Origin of the sequence: Pseudomonas knackmussii B13 (assembly GCF_000689415.1) — a bacterium.
Classification (GTDB): domain Bacteria; phylum Pseudomonadota; class Gammaproteobacteria; order Pseudomonadales; family Pseudomonadaceae; genus Pseudomonas; species Pseudomonas knackmussii.
In genome coordinates this window covers 939,936-964,763 of record NZ_HG322950.1, presented here as the reverse complement: position 1 = coordinate 964,763, position 24,828 = coordinate 939,936, and the positions used below count along the sequence as shown (strand labels likewise).

General features: G+C 66.7%; 22 protein-coding genes and 1 pseudogene. 10 read left to right on the top strand and 13 right to left on the bottom strand.

All coding sequences use genetic code 11. The features are described from left to right. Position 1: 1 nt before the first annotated feature. From PKB_RS04625 to PKB_RS04615, 3 genes and pseudogenes are all read right to left on the bottom strand, one after another. Positions 2-1,169: pseudogene (locus PKB_RS04625) on the bottom strand (ABC transporter permease). Then, the gene (locus tag PKB_RS04620; protein ID WP_043249416.1) at positions 1,157-2,128 is read right to left on the bottom strand and encodes an HlyD family secretion protein; all 972 of its coding nucleotides are present in this window, start codon (positions 2,126-2,128) and stop codon (positions 1,157-1,159) included. The pseudogene PKB_RS04625 and the gene PKB_RS04620 overlap by 13 nt, the downstream one beginning before the upstream one ends. Positions 2,129-2,203: 75 nt before the next feature. After that, positions 2,204-2,680, bottom strand: coding sequence for a phosphate-starvation-inducible protein PsiE (locus tag PKB_RS04615; RefSeq protein WP_043249414.1), 477 nt, complete (start codon positions 2,678-2,680; stop codon positions 2,204-2,206). 168 nt (positions 2,681-2,848) lie between these two features. Here PKB_RS04615 and PKB_RS04610 point away from each other — a divergent pair, with 168 nt between their 5' ends. Together PKB_RS04610 and PKB_RS04605 are read left to right on the top strand one after the other, a co-directional pair. Further along, positions 2,849-3,127 carry a DUF3509 domain-containing protein gene (locus PKB_RS04610; protein ID WP_043249411.1) on the top strand — a complete coding sequence of 93 codons (279 nt, stop codon included), beginning with the start codon at positions 2,849-2,851 and terminating at the stop codon, positions 3,125-3,127. A gap of 247 nt (positions 3,128-3,374) precedes the next feature. Further along, entirely contained in the window at positions 3,375-3,632 is a 258-nt protein-coding gene (locus PKB_RS04605; protein WP_043249408.1) for a YebG family protein, read from the top strand. 225 nt (positions 3,633-3,857) lie between these two features. Here PKB_RS04605 and PKB_RS04600 read toward each other — a convergent pair whose 3' ends face one another. Continuing rightward, complete coding sequence (locus tag PKB_RS04600) at positions 3,858-4,877, bottom strand: Leu/Phe/Val dehydrogenase (protein ID WP_043249406.1); 1,020 nt, start codon at positions 4,875-4,877, stop codon at positions 3,858-3,860. 158 nt (positions 4,878-5,035) lie between these two features. Here PKB_RS04600 and PKB_RS04595 point away from each other — a divergent pair, with 158 nt between their 5' ends. Further along, complete coding sequence (locus tag PKB_RS04595) at positions 5,036-5,845, top strand: SirB1 family protein (protein ID WP_043249403.1); 810 nt, start codon at positions 5,036-5,038, stop codon at positions 5,843-5,845. Positions 5,846-6,005: 160 nt separating this feature from the next. On the opposite strand, the gene PKB_RS04590 is transcribed toward PKB_RS04595, so the two are convergent. The 3 genes from PKB_RS04590 to PKB_RS04580 all read right to left on the bottom strand — a co-directional run bounded on the left by PKB_RS04590 (position 6,006) and on the right by PKB_RS04580 (position 11,831). After that, a complete protein-coding gene (locus PKB_RS04590; RefSeq protein WP_043249401.1) occupies positions 6,006-8,525 on the bottom strand; it encodes a helix-turn-helix transcriptional regulator in 2,520 nt (839 codons plus the stop codon). 154 nt (positions 8,526-8,679) lie between these two features. Beyond that, positions 8,680-10,050, bottom strand: a complete 1,371-nt coding sequence (locus tag PKB_RS04585) for a DUF1329 domain-containing protein (protein WP_043249399.1) — start codon at positions 10,048-10,050, stop codon at positions 8,680-8,682. Between the two features lie 23 nt (positions 10,051-10,073). Then, positions 10,074-11,831: a DUF1302 domain-containing protein gene (locus PKB_RS04580; RefSeq protein WP_043249397.1), complete on the bottom strand. Its 1,758-nt coding sequence runs from the start codon at positions 11,829-11,831 to the stop codon at positions 10,074-10,076. 158 nt (positions 11,832-11,989) lie between these two features. On the opposite strand from PKB_RS04580, the gene PKB_RS04575 reads away from it, so the two are divergent. From PKB_RS04575 to PKB_RS04565, 3 genes are all read left to right on the top strand, one after another. Beyond that, a complete protein-coding gene (locus PKB_RS04575; protein ID WP_422613523.1) occupies positions 11,990-12,865 on the top strand; it encodes an AraC family transcriptional regulator in 876 nt (291 codons plus the stop codon). A 94-nt stretch (positions 12,866-12,959) separates the two neighbouring features. Further along, complete coding sequence (locus PKB_RS04570; protein ID WP_043249395.1) at positions 12,960-14,381, top strand: NAD(P)/FAD-dependent oxidoreductase; 1,422 nt, start codon at positions 12,960-12,962, stop codon at positions 14,379-14,381. A 45-nt stretch (positions 14,382-14,426) separates the two neighbouring features. Then, the gene (locus tag PKB_RS04565) at positions 14,427-14,774 is read left to right on the top strand and encodes a cupin domain-containing protein (protein ID WP_043249393.1); all 348 of its coding nucleotides are present in this window, start codon (positions 14,427-14,429) and stop codon (positions 14,772-14,774) included. Between the two features lie 208 nt (positions 14,775-14,982). On the opposite strand, the gene PKB_RS04560 is transcribed toward PKB_RS04565, so the two are convergent. Genes PKB_RS04560 through PKB_RS04550 form a run of 3 tightly spaced genes read right to left on the bottom strand, consistent with a single transcriptional unit; the run spans position 14,983 to position 16,256 of the window. Then, on the bottom strand, positions 14,983-15,342 hold the full coding sequence (locus tag PKB_RS04560; protein WP_043249391.1) for a PilZ domain-containing protein: 360 nt from the start codon (positions 15,340-15,342) through the stop codon (positions 14,983-14,985). 59 nt (positions 15,343-15,401) lie between these two features. Next, positions 15,402-15,827 carry a DUF4124 domain-containing protein gene (locus PKB_RS04555; RefSeq protein WP_043249389.1) on the bottom strand — a complete coding sequence of 142 codons (426 nt, stop codon included), beginning with the start codon at positions 15,825-15,827 and terminating at the stop codon, positions 15,402-15,404. Positions 15,828-15,878: 51 nt separating this feature from the next. After that, positions 15,879-16,256 carry a tetratricopeptide repeat protein gene (locus tag PKB_RS04550; protein ID WP_422613522.1) on the bottom strand — a complete coding sequence of 126 codons (378 nt, stop codon included), beginning with the start codon at positions 16,254-16,256 and terminating at the stop codon, positions 15,879-15,881. Between the two features lie 94 nt (positions 16,257-16,350). Here PKB_RS04550 and PKB_RS04545 point away from each other — a divergent pair, with 94 nt between their 5' ends. The 3 genes from PKB_RS04545 (at position 16,351) to pyk (ending at position 19,683) form a co-directional block, all read left to right on the top strand. Next, the gene (locus tag PKB_RS04545) at positions 16,351-17,169 is read left to right on the top strand and encodes an outer membrane protein assembly factor BamD (protein WP_043249386.1); all 819 of its coding nucleotides are present in this window, start codon (positions 16,351-16,353) and stop codon (positions 17,167-17,169) included. 66 nt (positions 17,170-17,235) lie between these two features. Further along, positions 17,236-18,165 (top strand): universal stress protein, encoded by a 930-nt coding sequence (locus tag PKB_RS04540; RefSeq protein WP_043249383.1) that lies wholly within the window; start codon positions 17,236-17,238, stop codon positions 18,163-18,165. A 66-nt stretch (positions 18,166-18,231) separates the two neighbouring features. Then, on the top strand, positions 18,232-19,683 hold the full coding sequence (gene pyk / locus PKB_RS04535) for a pyruvate kinase (RefSeq protein ID WP_043249381.1): 1,452 nt from the start codon (positions 18,232-18,234) through the stop codon (positions 19,681-19,683). Positions 19,684-20,072: 389 nt separating this feature from the next. On the opposite strand, the gene PKB_RS04530 is transcribed toward pyk, so the two are convergent. From PKB_RS04530 to PKB_RS04520, 3 genes are read right to left on the bottom strand one after another with little or no spacing between them, the layout of a single operon-like run. Further along, complete coding sequence (locus PKB_RS04530) at positions 20,073-20,846, bottom strand: enoyl-CoA hydratase-related protein (RefSeq protein ID WP_043249379.1); 774 nt, start codon at positions 20,844-20,846, stop codon at positions 20,073-20,075. A gap of 43 nt (positions 20,847-20,889) precedes the next feature. Next, positions 20,890-21,825 carry an iron-sulfur-binding ferredoxin reductase gene (locus PKB_RS04525; protein ID WP_043249377.1) on the bottom strand — a complete coding sequence of 312 codons (936 nt, stop codon included), beginning with the start codon at positions 21,823-21,825 and terminating at the stop codon, positions 20,890-20,892. Then, a complete protein-coding gene (locus PKB_RS04520; RefSeq protein ID WP_043249375.1) occupies positions 21,818-22,945 on the bottom strand; it encodes a GGDEF domain-containing protein in 1,128 nt (375 codons plus the stop codon). The genes PKB_RS04525 and PKB_RS04520 overlap by 8 nt, the downstream gene beginning before the upstream one ends. Positions 22,946-23,189: 244 nt before the next feature. Between PKB_RS04520 and PKB_RS04515 the strand changes: the two genes are divergently transcribed. Continuing rightward, the gene (locus PKB_RS04515) at positions 23,190-24,713 is read left to right on the top strand and encodes a fumarate hydratase (protein WP_043249373.1); all 1,524 of its coding nucleotides are present in this window, start codon (positions 23,190-23,192) and stop codon (positions 24,711-24,713) included. Positions 24,714-24,828: the final 115 nt, after the last annotated feature.

Here is a 24,828-nt window from a genome sequence, read left to right as displayed (position 1 = left end):
CTCAGGCCGGGCTCAGGTCGAGACGCCGGCGCAGGCGCAGCTTGGCGATCATGTAGGCGAGCAGCGGATAGACCAGCAGGCGGCAGCAGGTGTACAGACCGGACTCCGTCGGCGCCTGGCGCAGGAACTGGTCGAACAGCCCGTGCAGGGTGTGCGTCAGCGGCTCGGCGATGCTGATCAGGCGGGCGATCTCCGGCATCGCCAGCTCCGGCAGCAGCACGCCGGAATAGGTCTGCGCCACGCCGATCAGCAGGCCGATCAGCGAGTACGCGCTGAAGCGGTTGGCGGTGAAGATGAACAGCACCAGGCCGACGCTCTGCGCGGCCATCACGTAGCAGACGGTGATCGCCAGCATCCAGGTCGGGCTGCCATTGATACGCGCGCCGTTGAGCGTCACCAGCAGGAACAGCTCCAGCATCAGCAGCGCGCTGAACAGCAGCGTGTAGGGCGCCAGCTTGCCCAGCAAACGCGCACCCAGCGCCTTGGCCCGCAGGATGTGCGGCGAGGAGGCACGCAGCTCAGGCGCCTCGCGCGCCAGCACATGGACGGTGGCGACGATCACGAACAGCTGCAGCAGATGCACGATGGCGGCGAACTGCTGATAGTAGATGTAGTTGCCGCTGGCATTGAACAGGCTCTCGTAGGCCACGCTGACGCTCGGCCAGCGGCGGCAGCGACCTGCCCATGCCAGCCGCGATGCGCGGGCGCAGGTCCTGGTTGACGCTGCTGATCAAGCCACCGAAGTCCTGGGTCGAGTAATAGCCGGCGCTATAGAACAGCGAGTTGTAGTAGAGCACCGCCGAGGGCTGGCGACCGGCCAGGGCGTCGGCCTCGAAGTCGCGCGGGATGTACAGCAACGCATAGTCGTCGGCCGCGCGGATGCGCCGCAGGCCTTGCTGCAGGCCGCCGTCGAGCGTCTCCACCTGGGCGTGGGAACCGGCATCGAGCTCGCGCACGATGCGCCGCGACAAGCTGCTGTGATCGGCATCGACCACCGCCACCGGCATGTCCAGCAGGGTGCCGGCCTTGTACACACCGCTGATCAGGGTGAACAGCAGCAGCGGCCAGAGCCATCCCAGCCAGTGGATGGTCCAGCTGCGCACGGCGAGGCGTGTCTCGGTGTTGAAGGCCTGGACGAAGCGCTGCAGGTTGCGCCTTACTGCTTCCATTGCCACAGCGCGCTCATCCCCGGGCGCAGGCCCTGCACAGGTTGCAGCGGATACAGGCGGACCTCGAAGGTCTTCAGGTCGAAGTCGCCGGTGGCACGGGTCGCACGCTTGGTGGCGAAGTCGCCGAGCGGGGCGATGTAGCGCACCTCGGTGTCGATCTCCGCGTCGCCCAGCGCCGGAATCCGCAGCCGGACCTTATCGCCCTTGCGCACCTTGGCCAGGATGTCCTCGCGCAGGTTGAACACCAGGTAGCTGTCAGACAGACGCACCAGGGTCAGCAGCGGACTGTAGGCGTTGATCAGCTCGCCCTCCTCCGCCGGGATCGGCCCGATCTCGCCGTCGGCCGGCGCCAGCACGTCGAGGTCGTCGAGTTGGGCCTGCAATTCTGCGAGCTGTGCATCGGCACGGCGCACCGCAGCTTCCAGCGCGCGGCGGCGTTCCTCGCGGTCACCCTGGTTGCCTTCGTCGAGATTGGCCTGGGCCTCGGCCACGCGGTTGCGCGCCACATCGCGACCGCGCCTCGACAGGTCGAGCTGGGCCTGGGAGACGAAGTTGCGTCCGGCCAGTTCCTGGTTGCGCTGGTAATCCAGCTCGGCATTGCGCAACTCGGCCTGCGCCTGCGAGAGAGTGGCCTGCAGGGCGCGCAGGGTTTCCTCGCGGGTGCCGTGCAGGGACTCGTCGAGCTGCGCCTGCACCTGGCTGCGCGCGGCCTGCAGCGAGTCCAGCTGGGCCTGCAGCTCCGGGCTGCTCAGGCTGATCAGCCGCTGGCCTTTCTGCACGTCGTCACCGCGCCGCACATGCAGGCGCTCGACGCGGCCCTTGGCCTTGGAGGCGACTATCACTTCGGTGGCGTCCGCCTCGCCCTGCAGGAGCAGGGGCTGCGAGTGCAGGCGCAGGTACAGGGTGATGGCGATGATCACCAGCAACAACAGCGGTGCGAACAGCTTCCAGCCCTTCATCGTCTCGGTATTCCCTCGGCAGCGCGACTCCACCGATGGTAGTGCATCGCGCCGACCGCGGGAGCCAACCGATGCTCAGCGCTCGTCGTCGTGCACCAGCGCGTTCTCGCCGCCCTTGCTCGAAGGCGCCGAAGGGAAGCGCGAAGACGCGTAGCGCACCACTAGGATCGCCAGCGCCAGCAGCAACAGGGCCACGGACACCAGGATGATGCCGTCGTCGGGCACGTGGTTGTGCTGGATGTCGGCGATCATCAGGCGCGTCAGCGCGGTCATCGCCACATAGATCAGGAAGCGCACCGGCATGTGGTTGGTCTTGAAGTAGATGCCGACCATGGCACCCAGCTCCAGGTAGATGAACAGCAGCAGCACGTCGTCGATGCTCGCGTGGCCCTTCTCGAACATCTCGAAGAAGGCCACCGCCGCCGACCAGAACACGGTGCCGCCGATGGCGAACAGCGCCAGGTAGTGGAAACCTTCCACCAGCAGATTCCCCAGGGATTCGGCCACCCCGTGCATTTGTTGGCGCAGGCGCTCGGCCCATTCCAGTTTCATTCGTCGACTCTCCTTCAGCTGCGGCGCCTGTTGGCTTGGTACGTGCAAGTCACCTGCCATTGACCTCGGGCAGTGGTAGCGCACCGAGGCTGCGGCAAGATGACCGCGAACTTTGCAGACGCCCTCCAGTCCATGAAGGGTCACTCCCACCTAGAGGCAGGATCGAAGATGAACAGCCCATTCCAGGTGCTCAGCGATGCGTTCCAGGCCCAGTACCGGGTCAACTTCAGCCTCGAACGGCCGGACGGCAGCATCGTCCTGACCCTCTCCACCAGCGCCGGCGTGGCCGCCAAGCGGCTGATCCGCCAGGCCCAGCTGCAGGACCCGGAGCAGTTGCAACGGCTGATCCAGAGCATTCGCTTCGGCATCGCCATCGAACAGGGCGACAGCGCGCCGCGCCTGTTGGCGGACATGACCGCCAGCCGAGACATACGCAAGGCCTCCTGAATCTCCGCCAGCCCGTCCGGTGTGCGCATTTGCCGCACGCCGCTGCGCCGCGCGCACTAGATCGATCCCGGCCCCCCCCCCTTTCCCTGCCCCCATATGGCCCCGCGTGCCCCGAAGCGGAACGCCGACCATACTGGCCACTTGCAATTCAGCCCTTCCCTAACGACAGGGCATTGCATTATGCTTTTACTGTACAAATAAACAGTATTCTCCTACCCAAATATCAGAGAAGGCATAGAGGTGATGAATGGCCGTCGAAGTGGTGTACCGCAGCAGCCGCGATCCGGAGCGCCTGTTCATGGATAAGGCCGAAGCCGACCGGCACGACAAGATGCTGGAGCTGGCAGAAAGCCTGGCCGGCGTCCTGCACAAGGCGGTGCCCTCGCTGAGCGAGGACCAGGTCGAGGAGCTCGGCATCTTCATGGCCCGCAACCGCGACACCTTCGCCCGCGCCTTCAAGAACCAGCCCGACGCCCTGGGTGAGCTGTTCGCCGAGGCGGAGTGAATGCCCACTCTCTCGCAGGAGCAACTGTCTTTTGGGCTCCCGCGTTCTCGGGAGTGACGGAATCAGGATTCGCTCCCTCCCCCGTCATCCCCGCGAACGCGGGGACCCAGAAAACCGCGTAGGAGCGGACCTTGTCCGCGAAGCGCGCACATGGCGCGCACCTATGGGGGCATCTGGGAATGGCGCTTCGTGGATGAGATCCACCCCTGCGGAAAACTGTGCGATTTAACCGCAGAGAATCCGCTCGGCGAGCATGTCCGCCACCCGCGCCGGCGAGCGGTGGTCGGCCTGGGCGTGGGCGTAGATCTCGGTCAGGCGGGAACCGATCTTCGCCAGGTGCGCGGTAATTGCCGGCAGCGTTTCACCCTGGTGCTGCAGGGATACGAAGATCAGCCCACCGGAGTTGATCACGTAGTCCGGCGCATAGAGGATGCCGCGGGCCTCCAGTTCATCGGCCACGTCGACGTGCGCCAGTTGGTTGTTGGCCGCGCCGGCTACCGCCGCGCAGCGCATCTGCGCCACCACCGAAGGTGTCAGCACGCCGCCCAGTCCGCAGGGGGCGAGGATGTCGCACGGCGTGGTGAGCAGCGCCTCGCTGGCGATCGGCTGGGCACCCAATTGCTCCACCGCGAGCTGCACCCTGCCGGAGTCCAGGTCGCTGACCAGCAGTTCCGCGCCGGCTGCAGCCAGGTGCTCGCACAGCGAGTAACCCACGTGCCCCAGGCCCTGCACGGCAATCCGCAGGCCATCCAGGTCGTCGCTGCCCAGTCGTGCCAGGGCGCTGGCACGAATGCCGGCGAACACACCCAGGGCGGTATGTGGCGAGGGGTCGCCCCCGCTGGTGGTGCTGGTGACGTGCTCGGTGTGCTGGGCGATGCAGTCCATGTCGGCGCTGGATGTGCCGCTGTCCACCGCGGTGATGTACTCGCCGCGCAGGGACTCGATGAAGCGGCCGAAAGCCTCGAACAGCGCACCGCGGTTATCCACATGCGGCGCGCGCAAGATCACCGCCTTTCCACCGCCCTGGCGCAATCCTGCCAGCGCGGCCTTGTAGCTCATGCCCTGGGCCAGGCGCACGGCGTCGCGCACTGCCGACTCGTCGTTGGCGTAAGGCAGGTAGCGGCAACCGCCCAGAGCCGGCCCCAGCCGCGTGCTGTGGATGGCGATGATGGCCCTGAGCCCCGTGGCCGGGTCGAAGGCGACGTGCAGCTTTTCTAGCCGGGTGGCTTCCATCATGTCGAACATGGCGGCGCTCCCAATGCGGGTGCCTGTGGACATCCTGGTCGAGCGCCAGGACGTTGCCCGTAGATCCCTATCAGTATAGGCAGTGGCGGCACGCCACGACCGGGACTGGACGGACTGCCGGCGCTGCGAGTAAAACGCGGTATCAGCCGGAGAACGCCATGGACCCGCGCCAAGCCTGCCTCGCCTGCCTTGCCCAGGACCCGCCGGGTCTGTTCGAGGCGGCGCTGTGGATCGCCGCCGAGCACGAGCCGCAGAATCCTCCCGGCCAGGCCATGCGAATGCTCGACGACCTGGCCCAACGCCTCTTCGCTACTCTGCCCCTGGACGGTACCGCCGCCGAGCGCGCGCAACTGCTGCTACGCCAACTGAGCGAGCAGGGCTTCGCCGAGGACGATGACGTCCCTCTGCTGCCCCGCGCCGCACTACTGCCCCAGGTGCTACAGCGCCGCCGCGGCCAGCCGCTGTCTCTGGCGCTGATCGCCCTGGAACTGGCCCGGCGCCAGGACATTCCCCTGCAAGGCGTGAACTTCCCCGGACGCTTCCTGCTGCGCGTGCCCGGCGCCGACCACCTGCTCGACCCTACCACCGGCCGTCGCCTGTACACCCGCGATTGCCGCGACCTGCTGGTGCGCAGCCTGGGCACCGGCGTCGAGCTCAACGCCAGCCACCTGCGCGACGCCAGTCCGGCGGAGATGCTGCAGCGCCTGTCGCGCAACCTGCGCCAACTGCACCAGGCTGCCGAGCAACCGCTGGCCGCGCTGAAGGACGCACAACGAGTGCTCGAACTGGGCGAGCCGAACGTGGCCGACCACCTGGCCCGCGCCGATCTCTACCGTCGCCTGGAGTGCCCGCAGGCCGAGCGCTACGACCTCGAACGCGCGCTGCTGCTCAGCGAAGACCCGGCCGAGCAGCTGCGCCTGCGGCAGCGCATCGGGGAGATTCCGGTGCCGAAGAAAGCCCTGCATTAGATTCCTGTAGAAATCGCGGACAAGGTCCGCAGCAGGTGACGTACTTCCTTCCCGTAGGAGCGGATCTCATCCGCGAACAATCCCGGGACCGGGACATTTGTAGGAGCGCGCCATGCGCGCGAATCGCGGACAAGGTCCGCTCCTACGGGCATTCATCTAGCTAAGCCTTGAGCAGCCCCAGCTCCTTCGCCCGCGCCACCGCCTGGGTACGCCGTTCCACACCGAGCTTGCCGTTGATGCGCCGGGCGTGGGTCTTCACCGTGTGCAGGGAGATGAACAGACGCTCGCCGATCTCCAGGTTCGAGCAGCCGCGCGCGATTAGTTCCAGCACCGACTGTTCGCGCTGGCTGAGCAAGGGCGGCAGGCTGGCGTCCGACGCCAGGGCGTAGAGCCCCGGCTGACGCTGGCGCGACTCGCCGAGCAGCGCCAGCAGGCCGAAGCGTTGCGCCAGCTCCGCGCCAGCAGCGCAGGCGGCCTGCGCCGCCTCGGCTTGCCCGGCGAGCGCATGCGCCTCGGCCTTGGCCAGCCAGACCTCGCAGACCAAGGCCATGCGCCCCTGGCTCTGCACCAATGGCAGCAAATCGTCGAGGCGCGCCAGAGCCGCCTGCGCTTCGCCGTCGTAGGCTTCGGCCAGGGCAAGTTGGCAGGCGACCCGCGACAGCAGGTCCGGGGTCGCGGCCGGCGCACTCAGGCCGTCGCTCTGGTAACGCGCCAACACGCGGCCGAGGATTTCCCGCGCCTGGCCCGGTCGGCCCTGCCGCAGGCTAAGCGTGCCGCTGGCCAGCAGCAGCGCCCCGCGATAAAGCGCTTCCGGGATGTGCTGCAACTGCATCTGCCGCTCCGCCTCCAGCAAGCGATTGAAGGCCACGTCGATCTCACCATCGCGGGCATCCAGCAGAGCCAGGCCGATGTAGCCGTACACCGAGGCAGGGTCCAGGCTGCGGCGCGTCTCTCGTAGGCCGCACTGCAGCAGCTCGCGCGCCTGTTCGTCGTGCCCCTGGCGCAGGCCCAGCCAGCCACGCCGCAGCAGCACCCGGCCGGTCATGGCGTAGCCGGCCTGGCGCAGCTCGGCCAGCGACTCCTGCACGCGCAGCAGCAGGCTCTCGGCGCGCGCCAGTTCGCCGCGCTGTTCCAGCCAGTAGGCGCGGTCCATTTCCAGATAGGCCTCGAAGACCACGCTACCTTGCTCTCGGGCACGCTTGAGTGCTTCGCGATTGAGCAGCCGCGCCTGGTCCAGTTGCCCTTCGGCCTGCGCCAGCTGGCTGAGCGCGGACAGGCAGATCAGCGTTTGCGCCCAGGCGTCCTGCGGCAGGTCGGCGAGCGCACCGCGCAGGCGCGCCTCCGCCCCCGGTCGACCACGGGCGTGGGCGAGCATGCCGGACAATCCGAGCCACTGCGCGATCAGCGCGCGCTGCCGTGCCTCGCTGGGCATCGGCAGGAAGCGCTCGAAGATCGCCAGCAATTGCTCGGCATCGTCGAGGCGGCCGACGAAGAGCAGTGCCCAGGCGTTGAGGATCACCAGGCGCGGTGTACTCAACAGCAGTTCTTCCGGCAGCTTCTCGCGCAGGCGCAGTACCCGCGCGACGTTGTGCCCCTGCAGCAACTGCTCCTCGGTCAGCCGCTGCAACAGGCTGGCGGCGACGTCCGGTTGCTCGGCACGCAGGGAATGTTCGAAGGCCGCGTGGCTGTCGCCGGATTGGCCGAACCACTGGCAAGCGCGACGGTGCAGGCTGCTGGCGGGCGTACGGCCAAGCTCGGCCAATCCGCCGGCCAGCACCGGCGCCACGCGGTACCAGCCGCAGGCGCCCTCCTCGGCCTCCAGGCAGGAGCCGCGCTGCAGCAACAGCTGCAAGGCCCCAGGGGATTCCTCGAACAGATGATCGACCAGCGCCGAGCAGCAACGCCCGACGCGCGCCAGGCCGCAGAGGATTTCGCCCAGCGGCTCGGGCAGTTCGTCGAGCACCTCGCGCTGCAGATAGTCCTGCAGCAGCGCCTGTCCCGATTCGGCGAGCAGTGCGGGAGCGGGGACCAGTTCTTCCACCGGCAGGCCGAGCAGGCGCAAACGGATGCCGGCGCACCAGCCGCCGGTCTGTTCCAGGAGCAGTTGGCGAAGCTCGAGCGGCCACTCACGGCCACCCTGGCGCAACCATTCGGTCAGTTCGGTTTCGCTGAAATGCAGCTGGGCGGCTTCGACTTCCAGAAGCTCGCCCTCCAGCAGCAGGCGCGCCAGGTTGCACGCCGGGCGCCGGCGGCTGGCCAGCCACCAGCCGACTTGCGGCGAGGCCTGGGCCAGCAGGCGGTCAAGGCAGGCATCCAGTTCGGCATCGGGTTCGCGCGGATAGTCGTCGAGCATGATCCACAGCGGCTGCCGCGTTTCACGCAGGAAATCACTCAGCTGTCGCTCGTCGACACCTGAAAGGCCGATCGCCTCGCCCAACCGAGCGACAAAGGCGCTCACGCTCAGGGCGCGGCCAGCCAGGGCCAGCCAGGCCACGCGGGTGCCGGAAGGCGCGGCACGGGCGCACTCGCCGAGCAGCACCGTCTTGCCGCTGCCCAGGGGCGCGAGCAGCAGGCGCAGGCGATGGTCGTCGCGTAGCAGCAGGTCGTGCAAGCGCGACCGCGGCAAGTGCTGGGGCGGCAGCCGGGGGAGCGAGGTAAGCGGTGTGACGGAGGTGAGCATGGGCAGGCTTCCCGAGCGGACCTGGAGCTTGAGGCTAGTCAGAGCCCGGATAGCCTTGAAGGATCATTCGTAATTCCTATGTATGAACATAGGAAACGCAAGGTGAGAAAAAAACTACAAACCGGCGGCGCGTCGCCGCGCCGCCGGTTAGGGGTCAGCGGACCCCTTCGTTACGCAGGGCGGCCGGGGTGTAGTCGGCCATGGTTGCCTTGATGCCGAACTGGTAGCCGGTCTTCTCTTCGTTGAACAGGCCCAGGGCCAGGTAACGGCCGGCGATCACGTCATAGAGCACCTCGGGCACGTAACCACCCGCCTGGTGCGCGTAGTTGAACATGTAGTGCCCTTCGGCGACGCGCCACAGCTGGCCGCGGCCGTCGTAGTGGTCGACTTCGGCGATCTGCCAGCTGTCCTCGTCGATGTACATGTGGCGCTTGGCGTAGATGTGCCGCTCGCTGGGCTTCACGGTGCCGACCACTTCCCACACGCGGTGCAGCTCGTAGCGGGTCAGGTCCTGGTTGAGGTGGCCCGGCTTGACGATGTCGTCGTACTTGTAGGTCGGCAGGCCCAGCTTGTAGCTGTTGTAGGGGATGTACATCTCCTTCTTGCCCACCAGTTTCCAGTCGTAACGATCCGGAGCGCCGGAGAACATGTCGAAGTTGTCCGAGGTGCGCAGGCCGTCGGAAGCGGTACCCGGACCGTCGTAGGCCACCTGCGGGGCACGGCGTACGCGGCGCTGGCCGGCGTTGTAGATCCACGCCAGGCGCGGTTCCTTGACCTGGTCGAGGGTCTCGTGGACCAGCAGCACGTTACCGGCCAGGCGCGCCGGCGCCGTTACCGCCTGCTTGAAGTACAGCAGGATGTTGCTGGCTTTGGAGAGGTCGACGTCGGGCATGTTCTGCGGGAAGGCGACGGTTTCCTCGAAGCGGATCGGCGTGTAGCTGCCGTTGGTCTGCGGGGTGACCTGAACCACGGTGCGCGCCAGGTTGCCGCCACGGTAGCGGGTGATGTGGTTCCACAGCACCTCGACGCCATTCTTCGGAATCGGGAAGGCGTAGTAGCGGCTCTTCTCGAAGTTGGACAGTCCGTTGCCGTCGTTGATCGGCTGCACGTTGAGCGCGCTGGCCTTCACGGCGGCATAGACCTCGGCCGGCGCGGAGAAGGTGCGGTGGGTCTTGTACACCGGGATCTTGTAGGTGTCCGCGTAGCGCTTGAACATGGCCAACTGGCCGTCGGTGAGCTTGTCCTTGTACTGCGCGACGTTCTGCGCAGTGATCACGAACAGCGGTTTCTCGCTGGCGAAGGGGTCGCTGAGGAAGCCACGGGAGTCTTCACTGCCGGCGCTCTTGTCGATGCCGCCGGTCCAGGCCGGGATGCTGCCATCGGCGTTGCCTTCCTTCTGCGCGCCCATGGGAGTGAGGCTGGTGCCGAGCTTGGCCGCCTCATCCGCCGAGACAGCCGCCATGACGGCGCCGGACAACAGGCTCAGAGCCAGGGCGCCGCATTGCAGGATTCGTTTCTTGTTCATCTTTCCTGTCCTTGACTGACCGATCAGAAGTTCACACCGAAGCTGACGGCGACGAAGTCACGGTCGTTGACCGGGTTGTAATCGCCGCCGAAGAAATCGGTATAGCTGATACTGGCGGTATAGGTGTTCTGGTAATCGGCGTCCACACCAACGCTGACCGCCTTGGCGCCTTCGCTGAAGTTCGGACCGTAACCGTTGACGTCATGCGACCAGGCCACGTTGGGCTTGAAGTTGATGCCGGCAATCACGTTCGGGTAATCGAGGATGCCGCGCACGCGGTAGCCCCACGAACTGGTGGTGTAGAAGCCGTCGTTGTTGCACTCGTCGGGGTTGGCGGCGTTCAGCGTGCTCTTGCACAGCGCGTTGTTGGGCAGCTCGCCGATACCGTAGATCGAGTCGCGGCCGAAGCGCAGGCCACCATCGTTGACGCCGCTGATGTGGTTGTAGCCCACCTCGCCGACCACGGTCAGGCGTTCGGCCGCCAGTACCTGGTCAAAGAACTGGGTCACGGTCACCTGGGCCTGGGTCACCGGCTTGCGATCGTAGCCGTGGATCACCTCGCCGGCGGTGGGCGTGGCGGAGCCGCTGGAGTAGATCGGGTTGCCGAACAGGGTGGTGGGATACAGCGCGGCCACGGTCAGGTCGGTGCTGTTGAGCTGCAGCGGCATGTTCGGCCGGTAGCTCAGTTCACCGGCTACCGAGGTGCTGCCCAGGTTGGTCTGGAAGCTCAGGCCGTAGAGGCGGATGTCCTCCGGATACTCGATGAAGTACTGCGCGGTGGCCGCGCCGGTGGCGGCGTTGGCGGTGGCCAGGCCCCTGCCGGCGATGGTGCTGAAGACCGGGTTGCGGCTGTGGTAGTTCATCACGTAGGCGCCGAACTCGGTGTCGTTGAGCTCCGCCGCGTACCAGCGCAGGGCCAGGCCCCACTGGCCACCGTCACGCGGGGTGTCGTCGCCGGAGCGCGAGAGGTAGCGGTAGCCGTGCGCCGGGTTCGGATCGAAGTCGCTGCCGGCGTAGGCCAGCTTGTTGCAGCCGTTGGCGACCACGTCGGTGGTGGAGAAGAAGGTGCCGCAGTTGTCCACCACGGTCTTCTCCCATTTCAGCTGGTAGAAGCCCTCGGCGGTCAGGCTGTCGGTGAGGCCCTGGGAGAGATAGAGCATGCTCACCGGGATCAGGCCTTCCTTGATCTCCGCACCGGGGCGGCGGAAGGCGGCGACGTCGACCGGGTTGATGCTGTTGATCGAGTTCTGGATGAAGGTGCTCTCACCCCAGCTGACCACCTGCTTGCCCAGGCGGACGTTACCCGGCAAATCGCCGATGCTGTACTTGTGATAGATGAAGGCGTCGAGCAGCTCTGCGCCGGACGAGCGAGCGCCCATGCTGCGGCCGTCGTCGCTGATGTCATAGAGCTCGCGGTGTTCGTCCTTCAGCTCGAAGTCGTACCAGTACTTGCCCCGGACGAAGACGCCGGTGTCGCCGTACTTCAGTTCCAGGTCGTGGATACCCTTGAAGATCTTCGAGAAGGTCTCGCCCTTCTTGAAGTTGAGGCGGCCGTCGTCGGAGGTCTGCGACGAGGCGTGACCGCCGTTGCGGGTCCCGACGTAGTCCAGGTCGGCATCGCGCAAGCCCCAGCTGGCGCCGACCGACAAGGTCGAGTCGAACTGCCCCTCGATTTCCCCGATGTTGAAGTTGACGGCCTGAGCCTGGGTGGCGCAACCCAGGGCTACTGCAGCGGCCAATACCTGTGGCTGGAAGATCGCGCGCCTTGTTTTTGTTGTCATTCGGCACTCCTGACGGTGTCTAGGCGGCTACACGCTACTCAGCCCACCTCCCCAGCACCAAGCGCCCAAAGGGAGTATTTGCGCTATCAGCCGAAAGAGTGAATGCCCGCTCTGCCGCGGTCTTTCACGCCGACCATAGGTGCAGGGCATGGCGCGTCATGCAGTGGCTGTATGATGGCGAGCGCTCCCTCTACCCGACTGCGCCGCTCTGCGGCATCCTGTGCGCCATGCAACCGATCACCCCGCCCTACGCCGACAGCCCTCTCACCGACAGCACCCGCGACGTCGTCCAGCGCTATCACCAGAGCTGGAAGCAGCGTGATCTCGACGCGGCCCTGGCGCTCTACCACGCCGATGTCGAGTACAACGACTACTTCCAGAACCGCTGCATGCGCCTGGCCGAGCTGCGCGCCTACGTCAGCCAGACCATGCCCAGCCGGCCGGACGAGTTCCTCGACCACATCGACCGCATCCGCGTCGATGGCGACACCGCGTTCATCCAGTACCGCACCGCCATCACCCTCAGCGGACGCCTGGCAGTGTTCCACTCCAGCGAAGCGATCACCGTGCGCGACGGCCGCATCTGGCGCATCAACGAATACGCCACCCTGGTGCGCGAGGAAGCCAGCGGCGGAACACGCAGCGGCAACGATGCACGCCCGCCGGCCAGCCGCCTGGGCCTGTCGCCACGCCAGCTGAGCCAACTGGCCGGCGATCTGGAGGAATACTTCGACAAGGCCCAGCCTTACCTGGCGGCGGACCTCGACCTGTCGCAGGTGGCCAGCGCCACCGGCTACACCCGCAACCAGATCTCCTACCTGCTCAACCAGGTGATGGGGCTGAGCTTCTACCAGTACGTCAACCAGCAGCGCCTGCAGCATCTGCTTGGCCAGCTGCGCCCGGGGCAGGATGCGCGGATCGACGAGCTGGCCTTCTCCGCCGGCTTCAACTCGCTATCGGCGTTCTACCGCTGCTTCCGCCAGCACACCGGGGTGTCGCCGCGCGAGTACCTCAAGCGCCTGGAAACGCCGTAAACCGATTTCCCCGCGTACCCGCGCGCACGACAGGAAATCGCGGCGCTTCTAGGCTTGCGCACATTCCCGCTTACCCTTGCCCGGAGTCGCCCCTATGTCGGCATGGCGCCATATCAGCCTGTGGATGAACCTACTGGATGACGACCTCATCCCGCGCCCGTCCCTGCAGGGCGACCTGGAGGTCGACGTGGCCATCGTCGGCGCCGGCTATACCGGACTCTGGACCGCCTACTACCTGAAGACCCACGCGCCCGAGCTGAAGGTCGCCATCGTCGGGGCGAAACCCGCCGGCTTCGGCGCCTCCGGCCGCAACGGCGGCTGGCTGATGGGCGCAGTGCTGGGCGAGGACCGTCTGGTCGGCCACCTGCCGGAACCGCGCCGCCGCGAAACCTGGAACCTGCTGCACGGCATTCCCGACGAGGTCGCGCGCGTGCTCGAACGCGAAGGCATCGACTGCGACTACCGCAAGGGAGGCACGCTTTACTGTGCAGCGCGCTATCCCGAGCAGGAACGACGCCTGCGCGAATACCTGTCCTCCCTGCGCAGCGAAGGACTCGGCGAAGACGACTTCCGCTGGCTGTCGGCGTCCGAGCTCGGCGATCAGTTGCGCATCCCTGGCGCCCTTGGCGCGATCTATACGCCGCACTGCGCGACCATCAACCCGGCCAAGCTGGTCCGTGGCCTGGCCCGCGCGGTCGAGCGCCTGGGCGTGCCGATCTATGAAAAGAGCCGCGTGAGCCACTGGGAACAAGGCCTGGTGCGCACCGACAAGGGCAGCCTGAAAGCCCCGTGGATAGTCCCGGCGGTAGAAGGCTACGCCGCCGCGCTGCCGCCTTTGGGCAACTACCAGCTGCCAGTTCAGAGCCTGATGGTGGCCACCGAGCCGCTGGCGGAATCGGTGTGGGCGGAGATCGGCCTGGAGCGCGGCCAGTCCTTCAGTGAGTTCAGCCGCCAGGTCACCTACGGCCAGCGCACCCTGGACAACCGCCTGGCCTTCGGCGCGCGCGGCGGCTACCGCTTCGGCGGCCAGCTGCGCACCGACTTCAGCCTCACCGACGACGAGGTTGGCCTGCGCCGCTACCTGTTCGGCGAGATCTTCCCGCAGCTCAAGGACGTGCGCATCACCCACACCTGGGGCGGCAACCTGGGCATGTCGCGGCGCTTCCATCCGCACATGCTGGTCGACCGTCGCAATGGCATCGCCCTGTCCGGCGGCTACGGCGGCGAAGGAGTGGGCGCCACCAACCTCGGCGGGCGCACCCTGGCCGACCTCATCCTCGGCCGCGAAACCCTGGAGACCCGCCAGCCCTGGGTCATCCACGAGCGCGCCATGACCGACGCCCTGCGCGCCTGGGAACCCGAGCCCTGCCGCTGGCTGGGCTACAACGCGATCATCCGCAGCTTCGTCCACGAGGACGAGGTGCTGGCCAACCCGAACAGCCCGGCCTGGCGCCGGCGCCTGGCGGAGAAACTGGCCGCGACCATGGAAGGCCTTATGACCTGGAGGGTCGGCTGATTGGCCGGCCCTTCGACGACCACCGAGACGAACCCCGGAGCCCCGATGAAGATCACCCACCTCAAGGACACCCTCAACGCCGAGCTCGGCGCCCCCAGCCCGGTCGGCGTACCGGTCGGCGAGCCGATCCCGCACACCCGCGTCGCGGAAGTGGAACGCCCCGACCAGGTCGATACCGGCGTCTGGGAATGCAGCCCCGGCCGTTTCCGCCGGCAGATCGTGCAGCAGGAGTTCTGCCACTTCATCGCCGGCCGCGGCACCTTCACCCCGGACGGCGGCGAACCCATCGCCTTCCAGGCCGGCGATGCCTTCCTCCTGCCGGAGAACAGCATCGGCGTGTGGGACATCCAGGAAACCGTGCGCAAGACCTTCGCGATCATCCATCGCGGCTGATGGATCGCGCTCCGACGCCCGTCGGAGCGCGCTTCAGGCAGGCGAGTCTTGTCCTCCGTCGGAGCGGATTCGCGGATGAAAGACGTTGGCGCCGCTAACCGGGCGCAGGGCAGGAAGGCCGGAATCGCTACTGAAGTAGCTGGAGAATTGCAGGCGCCCTTCCTTGGGCTCCTCACACCGTGCAGGTCGGTTCAGCGGGTCCCGCTGCTCAGACCGACTCCACCTGACGGCGAAAACTGAAATAACGGCGCAGCGCGTCGACCAGTTCGACGTATTCCGCCGGCGGCGCCACCAGGCTGAAGCCGGAGTCGAAGCTGCCCGGCGTCACGTCCTCGCGACACCACTGGCAGGTGCCGCTGAAGTCGATGAATTGCAGCTTGCCGTCCTGGCCGGGAATCTTCAGGCGCATGTCGAAACGCCCGCCCACCAGCATCGGCAGTTGGCTGATCATCAGCAGGCCGTCGAGCGAGACGTTGCCCAGGTAACCCATGGGCTTGTCGGTGACGCTGTTGAACACCTTCAGGTAATACGGCAGCTGATGGCGCTCTATGTGTCGTTGATGACGCATAATGGCTATTCGCTATGATTTAAGGCCAGTATGACGATGCTGCCCCTCCTGGGCCAGTACTAACGACAGCCTTCCGCCAGACGCGCGTTCAACTCGCGACGAGCGGCATCGATCTGTGCATCGCTGTAATAGGTTCGTTCTCCGTTGGTGCCTTCGGAGTAGTAACGGCCGCCGTGCTGGATCGACGCCAGGTTGTCGCGCAGGTGGGCGCACTGCGCGTCCTGCTCGGCCTGCTGCTGCGTCGCGCGCTTCTGCGCGTCGGCCTGTTCCTCGCTGCGCGCCGAATAGAACTTGCGCAGCTTCTCCTCGTGCTCGCGCGTGGCGGCGTCGCGCTCCATTACCTGCGGCTTCACCTCGACCCGCTGCGCACCGGCCGGCGGGGTCTCGCTGAAATGCACCTTGCCCTGGGCATCGGTCCAGCGATAGATGTCGGCCGACGCCAGCAGGGGCATCAGGCCCGCACACAGGCAAAGCAAAAAGCGCATCGGTTCCTCCTCCTTGAAGCCAGAATGATCAGCGTAGCAGCCGCGCTGGAATCAGGGGTGCGCCGGCATCGGCTGGGCGCCGGCGGCAGGCAGCCGTCCATTCAGCCGCAGCGTTTCCAGGCGTGCCTTGGCCCGGTAGGCATACTCGCTGGCCGGATAGCTGGCGATGATGAAAGTGTAGGTCTGCGCGGCGTCTACATAGAACTTCTGGCGCTCCAGGCACTGCCCGCGCAGCATCGAAATTTCCGGCTGCAGCCAGGGCCGCGCGCGGCTCTTGCGCTCGGTGCGCGACAGGTTGAGCAGCACCTCGTCGCAGTCGCCGCGCGCATAGGCGCGGTAGGCGCTGTCCAGGTAGCTGTTGGTCGACCAGCTGTTGCAGCCGGTAACACCCAGCGTCAGGGCCAGGATGAATAGGGTTCGCATGGGCATATCCTCCGATGGGAACTGTATCGGCGCGCCTTGGCCGCGCTGAAGGGTCTCACTAGACTGCGAACGGCACACGCCACGGCGCCAAGGAGATGCCATGCGCTTGACCCCCGTCGTAACCCTGGCCGCGCTGGTGGCCCTGCAGACCGCCTGCTCGCCCACCACCCCGCTGTTCGTCGCCCAGGTCACCACTGGCGAGGTGGCCGAATACAAGAAGCTCAAGGCCGACCGCATGACCGCCGCCGTGGAAGAGGAAGGCGACCTGCTCACCTACAGCGCCCAGGCGATCCGCGACGGCAAGAGCGCCGAGGCCGAGAAGCTCTACCTGACCGGCTACGACAACAGTCACTACAGCGCCGAAGTGCGCGCCATCGCCCTGTACCAGATCGGCCTCATCTATATGAGCCGCTACAACGACCAGCGCGACGACGCCAAGGCCCTCGACTATTTCCAGCGCATCGACCGCGAGTTCCCCGGCACCATGGCTGCCAGCCACGCCGACGCGCGGATCCTGATGATGCGCCAGCGCGCCAAGGAACCGGTACAGAAGAATGCCCGCGAGCTGCTGGCGACCTGGAAGCCGCAGTTCAACCTCGACCTGGACAAACCCAGCCTCGACCAGGACATGACCCTGCTGTCGCGCCGCGCGGTGCTCAAGGACCGCGTCCCCGAGGCCGAGCAGTTGTACCTGCTGGCGGTCAACGACCCGGCGATCCCGCCGGACCTCAAGCAGAAGGCGCTCTACCAGCTCGGCCTGATGTACATGGCGCCGGACAACCCGCACCCGAACCGCGACAAGGCCATCGGCTACCTGCGCCGACTGCTGGTCGACTACCCCAGCGGCGACCTGGCCAACAAGGCCGCGCGGCACCTGGACAAGGCGCTCAACCAGAGCGGCTCCGTGCCGTCCAGCTGATGCAGATCAATTCCGGCTGACTACGCTTGGTCTGCAATGGAACACAGACCCGCGAGGAGGCCGGATATGAAACTGCAGCACCTGCTGGTGATCGTCGATCCCACCCGCGAAGAACAACCCGCCTTGAACCGTGCCCAGTGGATCGCCGAGCGCTGCGGTGCGCGCGTCGAACTGCTGCTGTGCGACTTCAACCCGGCGCTGGACAACGGCCTGCTGATTTCCCCCCAGCAGATGGAGCGCGTGCGCATCCTGCAGCAGACCGAGCGCCTGGATTGGCTCGAACGCCTGGCCGCGCCGCTGCGCCAGGCCGGCGTCGAAACCACCTGCCACACGCGCTGGGGCAAGCCGCTGTACCGCGAAATCCTCGCCCACGTGGCCGAGAAGCAGCCCGACCTGGTGCTCAAGTCGAGCAGCCGCCATGGCCTGCTCAAGCGGCTGTTCCTGACCAACACCGATTGGCAGCTGATTCGCCACTGCCCGCAGCCCCTGTGGATGGTTCACCGCCAGGACTGGAGCGGCCAGCGCCTGTGCGCCGCCCTCGACCCGTTGCACGAGGCGGACAAACCGGCAGCCCTCGACCGCCAGCTGATCGCCACGGCCCTTGAGCTGCATCGCCGCCTCGGCCTGCAGGCCGAATACCTGCACGCCTACATGCCGCTGCCGCAGACCCTCGCCTTCGACACCCAGCTGCTGGGCAGCTACGAGGAGCACGCCAAGGCCGTCGAAGCCCACCATCGCCACGCCCTCGACCAACTGCTCGACGCCCACCCGGCCATGCAGCGCAAGCACACCCACCTGCAGCTCGGCTTCCCTGAGGAGGCGATTCCCGAGTTCGTCCGCCAGCAGGGCATCGACTTGCTGCTGATGGGCGCGGTCTCGCGCAACCCGCTGGAGAGTGCGTTGGTCGGACATACCGCCGAGCGAGTGCTGGAAGACGTGGAGTGCGACCTGCTGGTGCTCAAAGCGGTACGCGAACCGTCATCGGAAAAGGGGTAAGATGGCCGCCGGACCGGCCAGCCTCCGACTGACCGGTCAGCACGCTCGTCTTCCAAGGAGTCCCGCATGTCCGTCCGCCGCACCAAGATAGTCGCCACCCTCGGCCCAGCCAGCCAGTCCCCCGAAGTCCTCGAACAACTGATCATCGCCGGCATCGACGTCGCCCGCCTGAACTTCTCCCACGGCACGCCCGACGAGCACCGTGCCCGCGCCCAGCTGGTCCGCGACCTGGCCGCCAAGCACGGTCGCTTCGTCGCCCTGCTCGGCGACCTGCAGGGTCCGAAGATCCGCATCGCCAAGTTCGCCAACAAACGCATCGAGCTGGCGGTCGGCGACACCTTCCGCTTCTCCACCAGCCACCCGCGCACCGACGGCAACCAGCAAGTGGTCGGCATCGACTACCCGGACCTGGTCAAGGACTGCGGCGTGGGCGACGAACTGCTGCTGGACGACGGCCGCGTGGTCATGGTGGTCAAGGAAGTGAAGGCCGACGAGCTGGTCTGCGAAGTGCTGATCGGCGGCCCGCTGTCCGACCACAAGGGCATCAACCGCCGTGGCGGCGGCCTCACCGCGCCGGCCCTGACCGACAAGGACAAGGCCGACATCAAGCTGGCCGCGAGCATGGACCTGGACTACGTCGCCGTGTCCTTCCCGCGTGACGCCAAGGACATGGAATACGCCCGCAGCCTGCTCAAGGAAGCCGGCGGCAACGCCTGGCTGGTGGCCAAGATCGAACGCGCCGAAGCCGTGGCCGACGACGAAGCCCTGGACGGCCTGATCCGCGCCAGCGACGCCGTGATGGTGGCCCGTGGCGACCTCGGCGTGGAAATCGGCGACGCCGAGCTGGTCGGCATCCAGAAGAAGATCATTCTGCACGCCCGCCGCTACAACAAGGCCGTGATCACCGCGACCCAGATGATGGAGTCGATGATCCACAACCCGATGCCGACCCGCGCGGAAGTCTCCGACGTGGCCAACGCCGTGCTCGACTACACCGACGCCGTGATGCTCTCCGCCGAGAGCGCCGCCGGCGAATACCCGGTGGAAGCGGTCAAGGCCATGGCGCGCATCTGCCAGGGCGCCGAAAAACACCCGACCACCAAGCAGTCGAGCCACCGCCTGGGCCACACCTTCGAGCGTTGCGACGAAAGCATCGCCCTGGCGGCCATGTACACCGCCAACCACTTCCCGGGCATCAAGGCGATCATCTGCCTGACCGAAAGTGGCTACACCCCGCTGATCATGTCGCGTATCCGCTCCTCGGTGCCGATCTTCGCCTACTCCCCGCACCGCGAAACCCAGGCCCGCGTGGCGCTGTTCCGCGGCGTCGAGACCATCCCCTTCGACCCGGCCGCGCTGCCGCCGGAGAAGGTCAGCCAGGAAGCCGTCGACGCGCTGCTGCAGCGCGGCGTGGTGACCAAGGGTGACTGGGTCATCCTGACCAAGGGCGACAGCTACACCACCCAGGGCGGCACCAACACCATGAAGGTGCTGCACGTGGGCGACCTGCTGGTCTGATCCTCGGGCAATGAAAAAGGCCGCCTTCGGGCGGCCTTCTTTTTGCGTCGATTTCTACGAAAAACGCGCATTCGCTCGATATTCCAGCAATGCGCTGACGCCCAGGGGACACGGGCTCTAGCAGCATTGGCCCATAGCTTATCCACAGGCCTTCCCACAGTATCTGTGAACAAGCTCACAGAATGCGGCAGCGCTCGATCGAGGCGCCCGACAGGCGGCACGAAGACAATGAAATCAAACTCTTGCGATGCAGGCGAAAGCGGCTTGGCGGGGCAATCGATCAAAACCTGAACGGGCCGACGCAAGCCAGGCAGCGCGGGCGCTGGCGGCGTTGCCCCCAAGTTTATCCACAGCCCTGCCCACAGATTCTGTGGGCAGGGCCGAGCGCATCAGGCGAAGCGCGAGAAGTCCGGCTGGCGGCGCTGGGTGAAGGCGCTAAGGGCCTCCAGGGCTTCCGGCGAGCTCAGGCGCTGGACGAAGAGTTCGCCCTCTTCCGCCACCACGCGGCGCAGCTCGTCCATATAAGGTGCCTTGAGCAGGCGTTTGCTCAGGGCCAGCGCCGCCGGCGGCAGCGCCTGCAGGCCGAGACCGACTTCGCGGGCACGCTCCAGGGCAGCGGCGCCATCGGCCAGGGCTTCATTGGCGAGGCCCAGGGCAACGGCGTGCTCGCCGGTGAAGCCGTCGCCACGCATCAGCAGGCTGGCCGCACGGACATGACCGAGCAGGCGCGGCACCAGGAAGCTGGAACCGAACTCAGGGCACAGGCCGAGGTTGACGAAGGGCATCTTCAGCTTGGCGCCGCGCGCGACGAAGACCTGATCGCAATGCAGCAGCAGCGTGGTGCCGATGCCAACGGCCGGGCCAGCTACCGCAGCCAGCACCGGCTTGCTGAACTCCATCAGCGCGCGCATGAAGCGGAACACCGGGCTGTCCGGACCGCTCGGCGGATGCTGCAGGAAGTCATGGATATCGTTGCCGGCGGTAAAGCACTCGGCGTTGCCGGCGATCAGCACGGCGCGCACCTCGCGGTCGGCTTCCGCCGCTTCCAGGGCGTCGGCCAGCGCCGCATACATTTCCCGGGTCAGGGCGTTCATCTTGTCCGCACGGTTCAGGCGCAGGCTCAACAGGCCCTGTTCGCGCTCGACGAGAATCGACTGGCTCATGGCAACTCCTTGGCAGCAGGCAATGCCGGCCGGGAGTGCCGGCTCAGGCATGGGAAAGGAAGACGTCGGCGAGGATCTGGCCGCGCGGAACTCCGGCCAGGTACAGATGGCGTGCGAAGCGCTCGACGCTGGCGGGCTGGCCGCAGAGTAAGGCGAGGGTTCGCCGCGAGACAAGCCGGAATTGCGCCAGAACAGCGTCCAGATCGGTCGGTAGCGCCAGCGTCACCTGCAGGTCCGGATGCGCGTCGGCCAAGGCTGCCAGCTCGCCGGAAAGGTAATGTTCGGCCGGGCTGCGCGCCAGGTGCAGCAGGCGGATCGGCCCCTGATGACCATCGGCGATGGCCTGCCGCAACAGCCCCCACAGGGGCGCCAGACCGGTGCCGCTGGCCATCAACAGAAGAGGCCTTTCCTGCCACTCGGGGTCGTAGTGCAACGCGCCGCCACGCAGCTCGCCCAGGCGTAACTCATCGCCCACCTGCAGCTTTCGGGCGGCGTCGCAGAAGGCGCCGGGGGCGTGGCAGGCGATGTGGAATTCCAGCCAGGGTTCTTCGCCGGGCAGGCTCGCCAGGGAATACGGCCGCGCGACCTCGCCATTCCACAGCACGAGGTGCTGGCCGGCGCGGTAGCGCAGCGGACGCTGGGGTTGCAGGCGCAGGCGCAAGACATCCGCGGCCAGCCAGTCCAGGCCAACCACGTTCGCCGGCAGGCCGTCGCGCAGCGGATCGAAGACCTCGATGGCGCAGTCATCGACCACCTGGCACTGGCAGGCCAGGCGCCACCCCTCGGCGCGGCGCGCCGGGTCCAGCGCTTCGGGGCGCTGGTCGCGCAACTCGCCCTGGCTGCAGCGCACCAGGCAGGCATGGCAACTACCGGCCCGACAGCTGTAGGGAATGGCGATGCCCTTGCCGCGCAGTGCGTCCAGCAGGTTGCTGCCGGTGGCCACCTCCAGGAGCTGGCCGCCGGCACGAACTTCAGGCATCCGACTCCTCCCATGCCGCTTCGCAGCGATTTCGTCCGCTGCGTTTGGCACGGTAGAGCGCCTGGTCGGCCCGCTGCAAGGCCTCGTCGAGATCGTCGCTGGCCGTCAGCAGGGTCATGCCTGCCGACAGGCTCAGCACCGGCACGTCCACGCCCATCGGCTCGGCCCCGGCATAGGCCAGGCGCAGGCGTTCGCAGCAGCTCATCAGGTGGTCGGCGGTGGCGCCAGGCAGCAGCAGGACGAACTCCTCGCCCCCGTAGCGCGCCAGCACGTCCCCCTCGCGCAGGCATGCCCGCGCCACTGCAGCGAAGGTCTGCAGCACGCGGTCGCCAGCAGCGTGGCCGTGCACGTCGTTGATCCGCTTGAAGTGGTCGAGGTCGATCAATGCCAGGCCGTGGCAGCGCCCCGGGGTCATTTCGTCGAGCGCGCGACCGGCCATGCGCAGGAAATGGCGGCGGTTGAACAGGCCGGTGAGCTCGTCGGTGGCGACCATGTCCTCGAGCTGGCGCATCATGCCGCGCAGGGTGTCCTGGTGCGCCTGCAGCGCGTAGCGGCGCTGGCGCATGCGCTGGCGCAGGGCCTGCACGTAACCGGCGAAGAGCGTCAGCCAAACCAGCACGATGAACAGTACGAGAAGCTGCAGGACCGCCTGCCCCGGCAGTTGCAGGCGCTGCTGGAAGGCTTCCCACAGGTTGAGCCCGGCGAAGGCGATGAACGCGAGGCCGGCGCAACGCGCGAACACCCGCGGCGGCAGCTGGAACACGCCGAACAGCAGGATCAGCACGTAAAGCACCATCAACGTGCCGCGCACACTGTCGACATGGGCGAGGAAGAAGGTGTTCCAGACCAGCGCCACCAGCACCTGGGGCTCGGTCAGGCTGGCATCGGCAAAGCGCTGGTTGCGCCCGCTGAGGAACAGCCAGAGGAACGCCATCTGGCTGAGCACCGCGCCGAGCGTCGCCGCCACGGCCACCGACAGGGCGCCATGGTAGAAATCTCCGAGCAGGGTCAACCACAACAACAGCATGGCCAGGCCATACGTGCCGAGGGCCATGCCGAAACGCCTGAGTAATAGTTTTTGGAGGGCGCGCTGCTTCAGCGGGGAACTCAGTGTGCTCATGGGGCTCCGTCCCGTAATGGCACCTGGCCTTCACTGTACTATCAAAGCCCGAGGCTGCCTAGCCAACCGGAAGTGGGCGTTTGCCGACCAAGGTCGGATCGCCGGCGCGTGCGCCCGAGCCTGGCACGGCGCTATACTACGGCGCCTTTTTTGCGCCGGTGCCTGACCGGACGCATCCGTGGTAATGGGCTTAGCCGCCTGACCTACCCCGCCTGACATACCCGCCTGAAGAGGACCGTGCTCCATGGCCGTGATCAAGCAAGACGACCTCATCCAGAGCGTCGCCGATGCCCTGCAGTTCATCTCCTACTACCACCCGGTCGATTTCATCCAGGCCATGCATGAGGCCTATCTGCGCGAAGAGTCGCCTGCCGCGCGCGACTCGATGGCGCAGATCCTCATCAACTCGCGTATGTGCGCCACCGGCCATCGCCCGATCTGCCAGGACACCGGCATCGTCACCGTCTTCGTGCGCGTCGGCATGGACGTGCGCTGGGACGGCGCCACCATGAGCGTCGACGACATGATCAACGAAGGCGTGCGTCGCGCCTACAACCTGCCGGAGAACGTCCTGCGCGCCTCCATCCTGGCCGACCCGGCCGGTGCGCGTAAGAACACCAAGGACAACACCCCGGCGGTGATCCACTACTCCATCGTCCCGGGCAACACCGTGGAAGTGGACGTCGCGGCCAAGGGCGGCGGCTCCGAGAACAAGTCGAAGATGGCCATGCTCAACCCGTCCGACTCGATCGTCGACTGGGTCCTGAAGACCGTCCCGACCATGGGCGCCGGCTGGTGCCCGCCGGGCATGCTCGGCATCGGCATCGGCGGTACCGCCGAGAAGGCCGCGGTGATGGCGAAGGAAGTCCTGATGGACCCGATCGACATCCACGAGCTGAAGGCCCGCGGCCCGCAGAACCGCATCGAGGAACTGCGCCTCGAACTGTTCGAGAAGGTCAACCAGCTGGGCATCGGCGCCCAGGGCCTGGGCGGCCTGACTACCGTGCTCGACGTCAAGATCATGGATTACCCGACCCACGCAGCCTCGCTGCCGGTCTGCATGATCCCCAACTGCGCCGCCACCCGTCACGCCCACTTCGTGCTCGACGGTTCCGGCCCGGCCGAGCTGGAAGCACCGTCGCTGGACGCCTACCCGGAAATCGTCTGGGAAGCCGGCCCGTCCGCGCGCCGCGTCGACCTGGACAAGATCACCCCGGAAGAAGTGCAGAGCTGGAAGCCGGGCGAGACCCTGCTGCTCAACGGCAAGATGCTCACCGGCCGCGACGCTGCGCACAAGCGCATGGTCGACATGCTGAACAAGGGCGAAGAGCTGCCGGTGGACCTCAAGGGCCGCTTCATCTACTACGTCGGCCCGGTCGATCCGGTTGGTGACGAAGTGGTTGGCCCGGCCGGCCCGACCACCGCGACCCGCATGGACAAGTTCACCCGCCAGATCCTGGAAAGCACCGGCCTGCTGGGCATGATCGGCAAGTCCGAGCGTGGTCCGATCGCCATCGAAGCGATCAAGGACAACAAGGCCGTCTACCTGATGGCCGTCGGCGGCGCCGCCTACCTGGTGGCCCAGGCGATCAAGAAGTCCAAGGTCCTGGCCTTCGCCGAACTCGGTATGGAAGCCATCTACGAGTTCGACGTGAAGGACATGCCGGTGACCGTGGCGGTCGATACCAACGGCGAGTCGGTGCACATCACCGGCCCGGCGATCTGGAAAGACAAGATCGCCCAGAGCCTGGCGGTGGAAGTGAAGTAACCCTTCACCTTCGCTCCATGAAAAAGCCCGGCCTAGTGCCGGGCTTTTTCTTGCGCTCGCAAACTGCCAGCATTTTTCAGGGTTCCCGCATTCGCGGGAATGACGGGACCAAAGG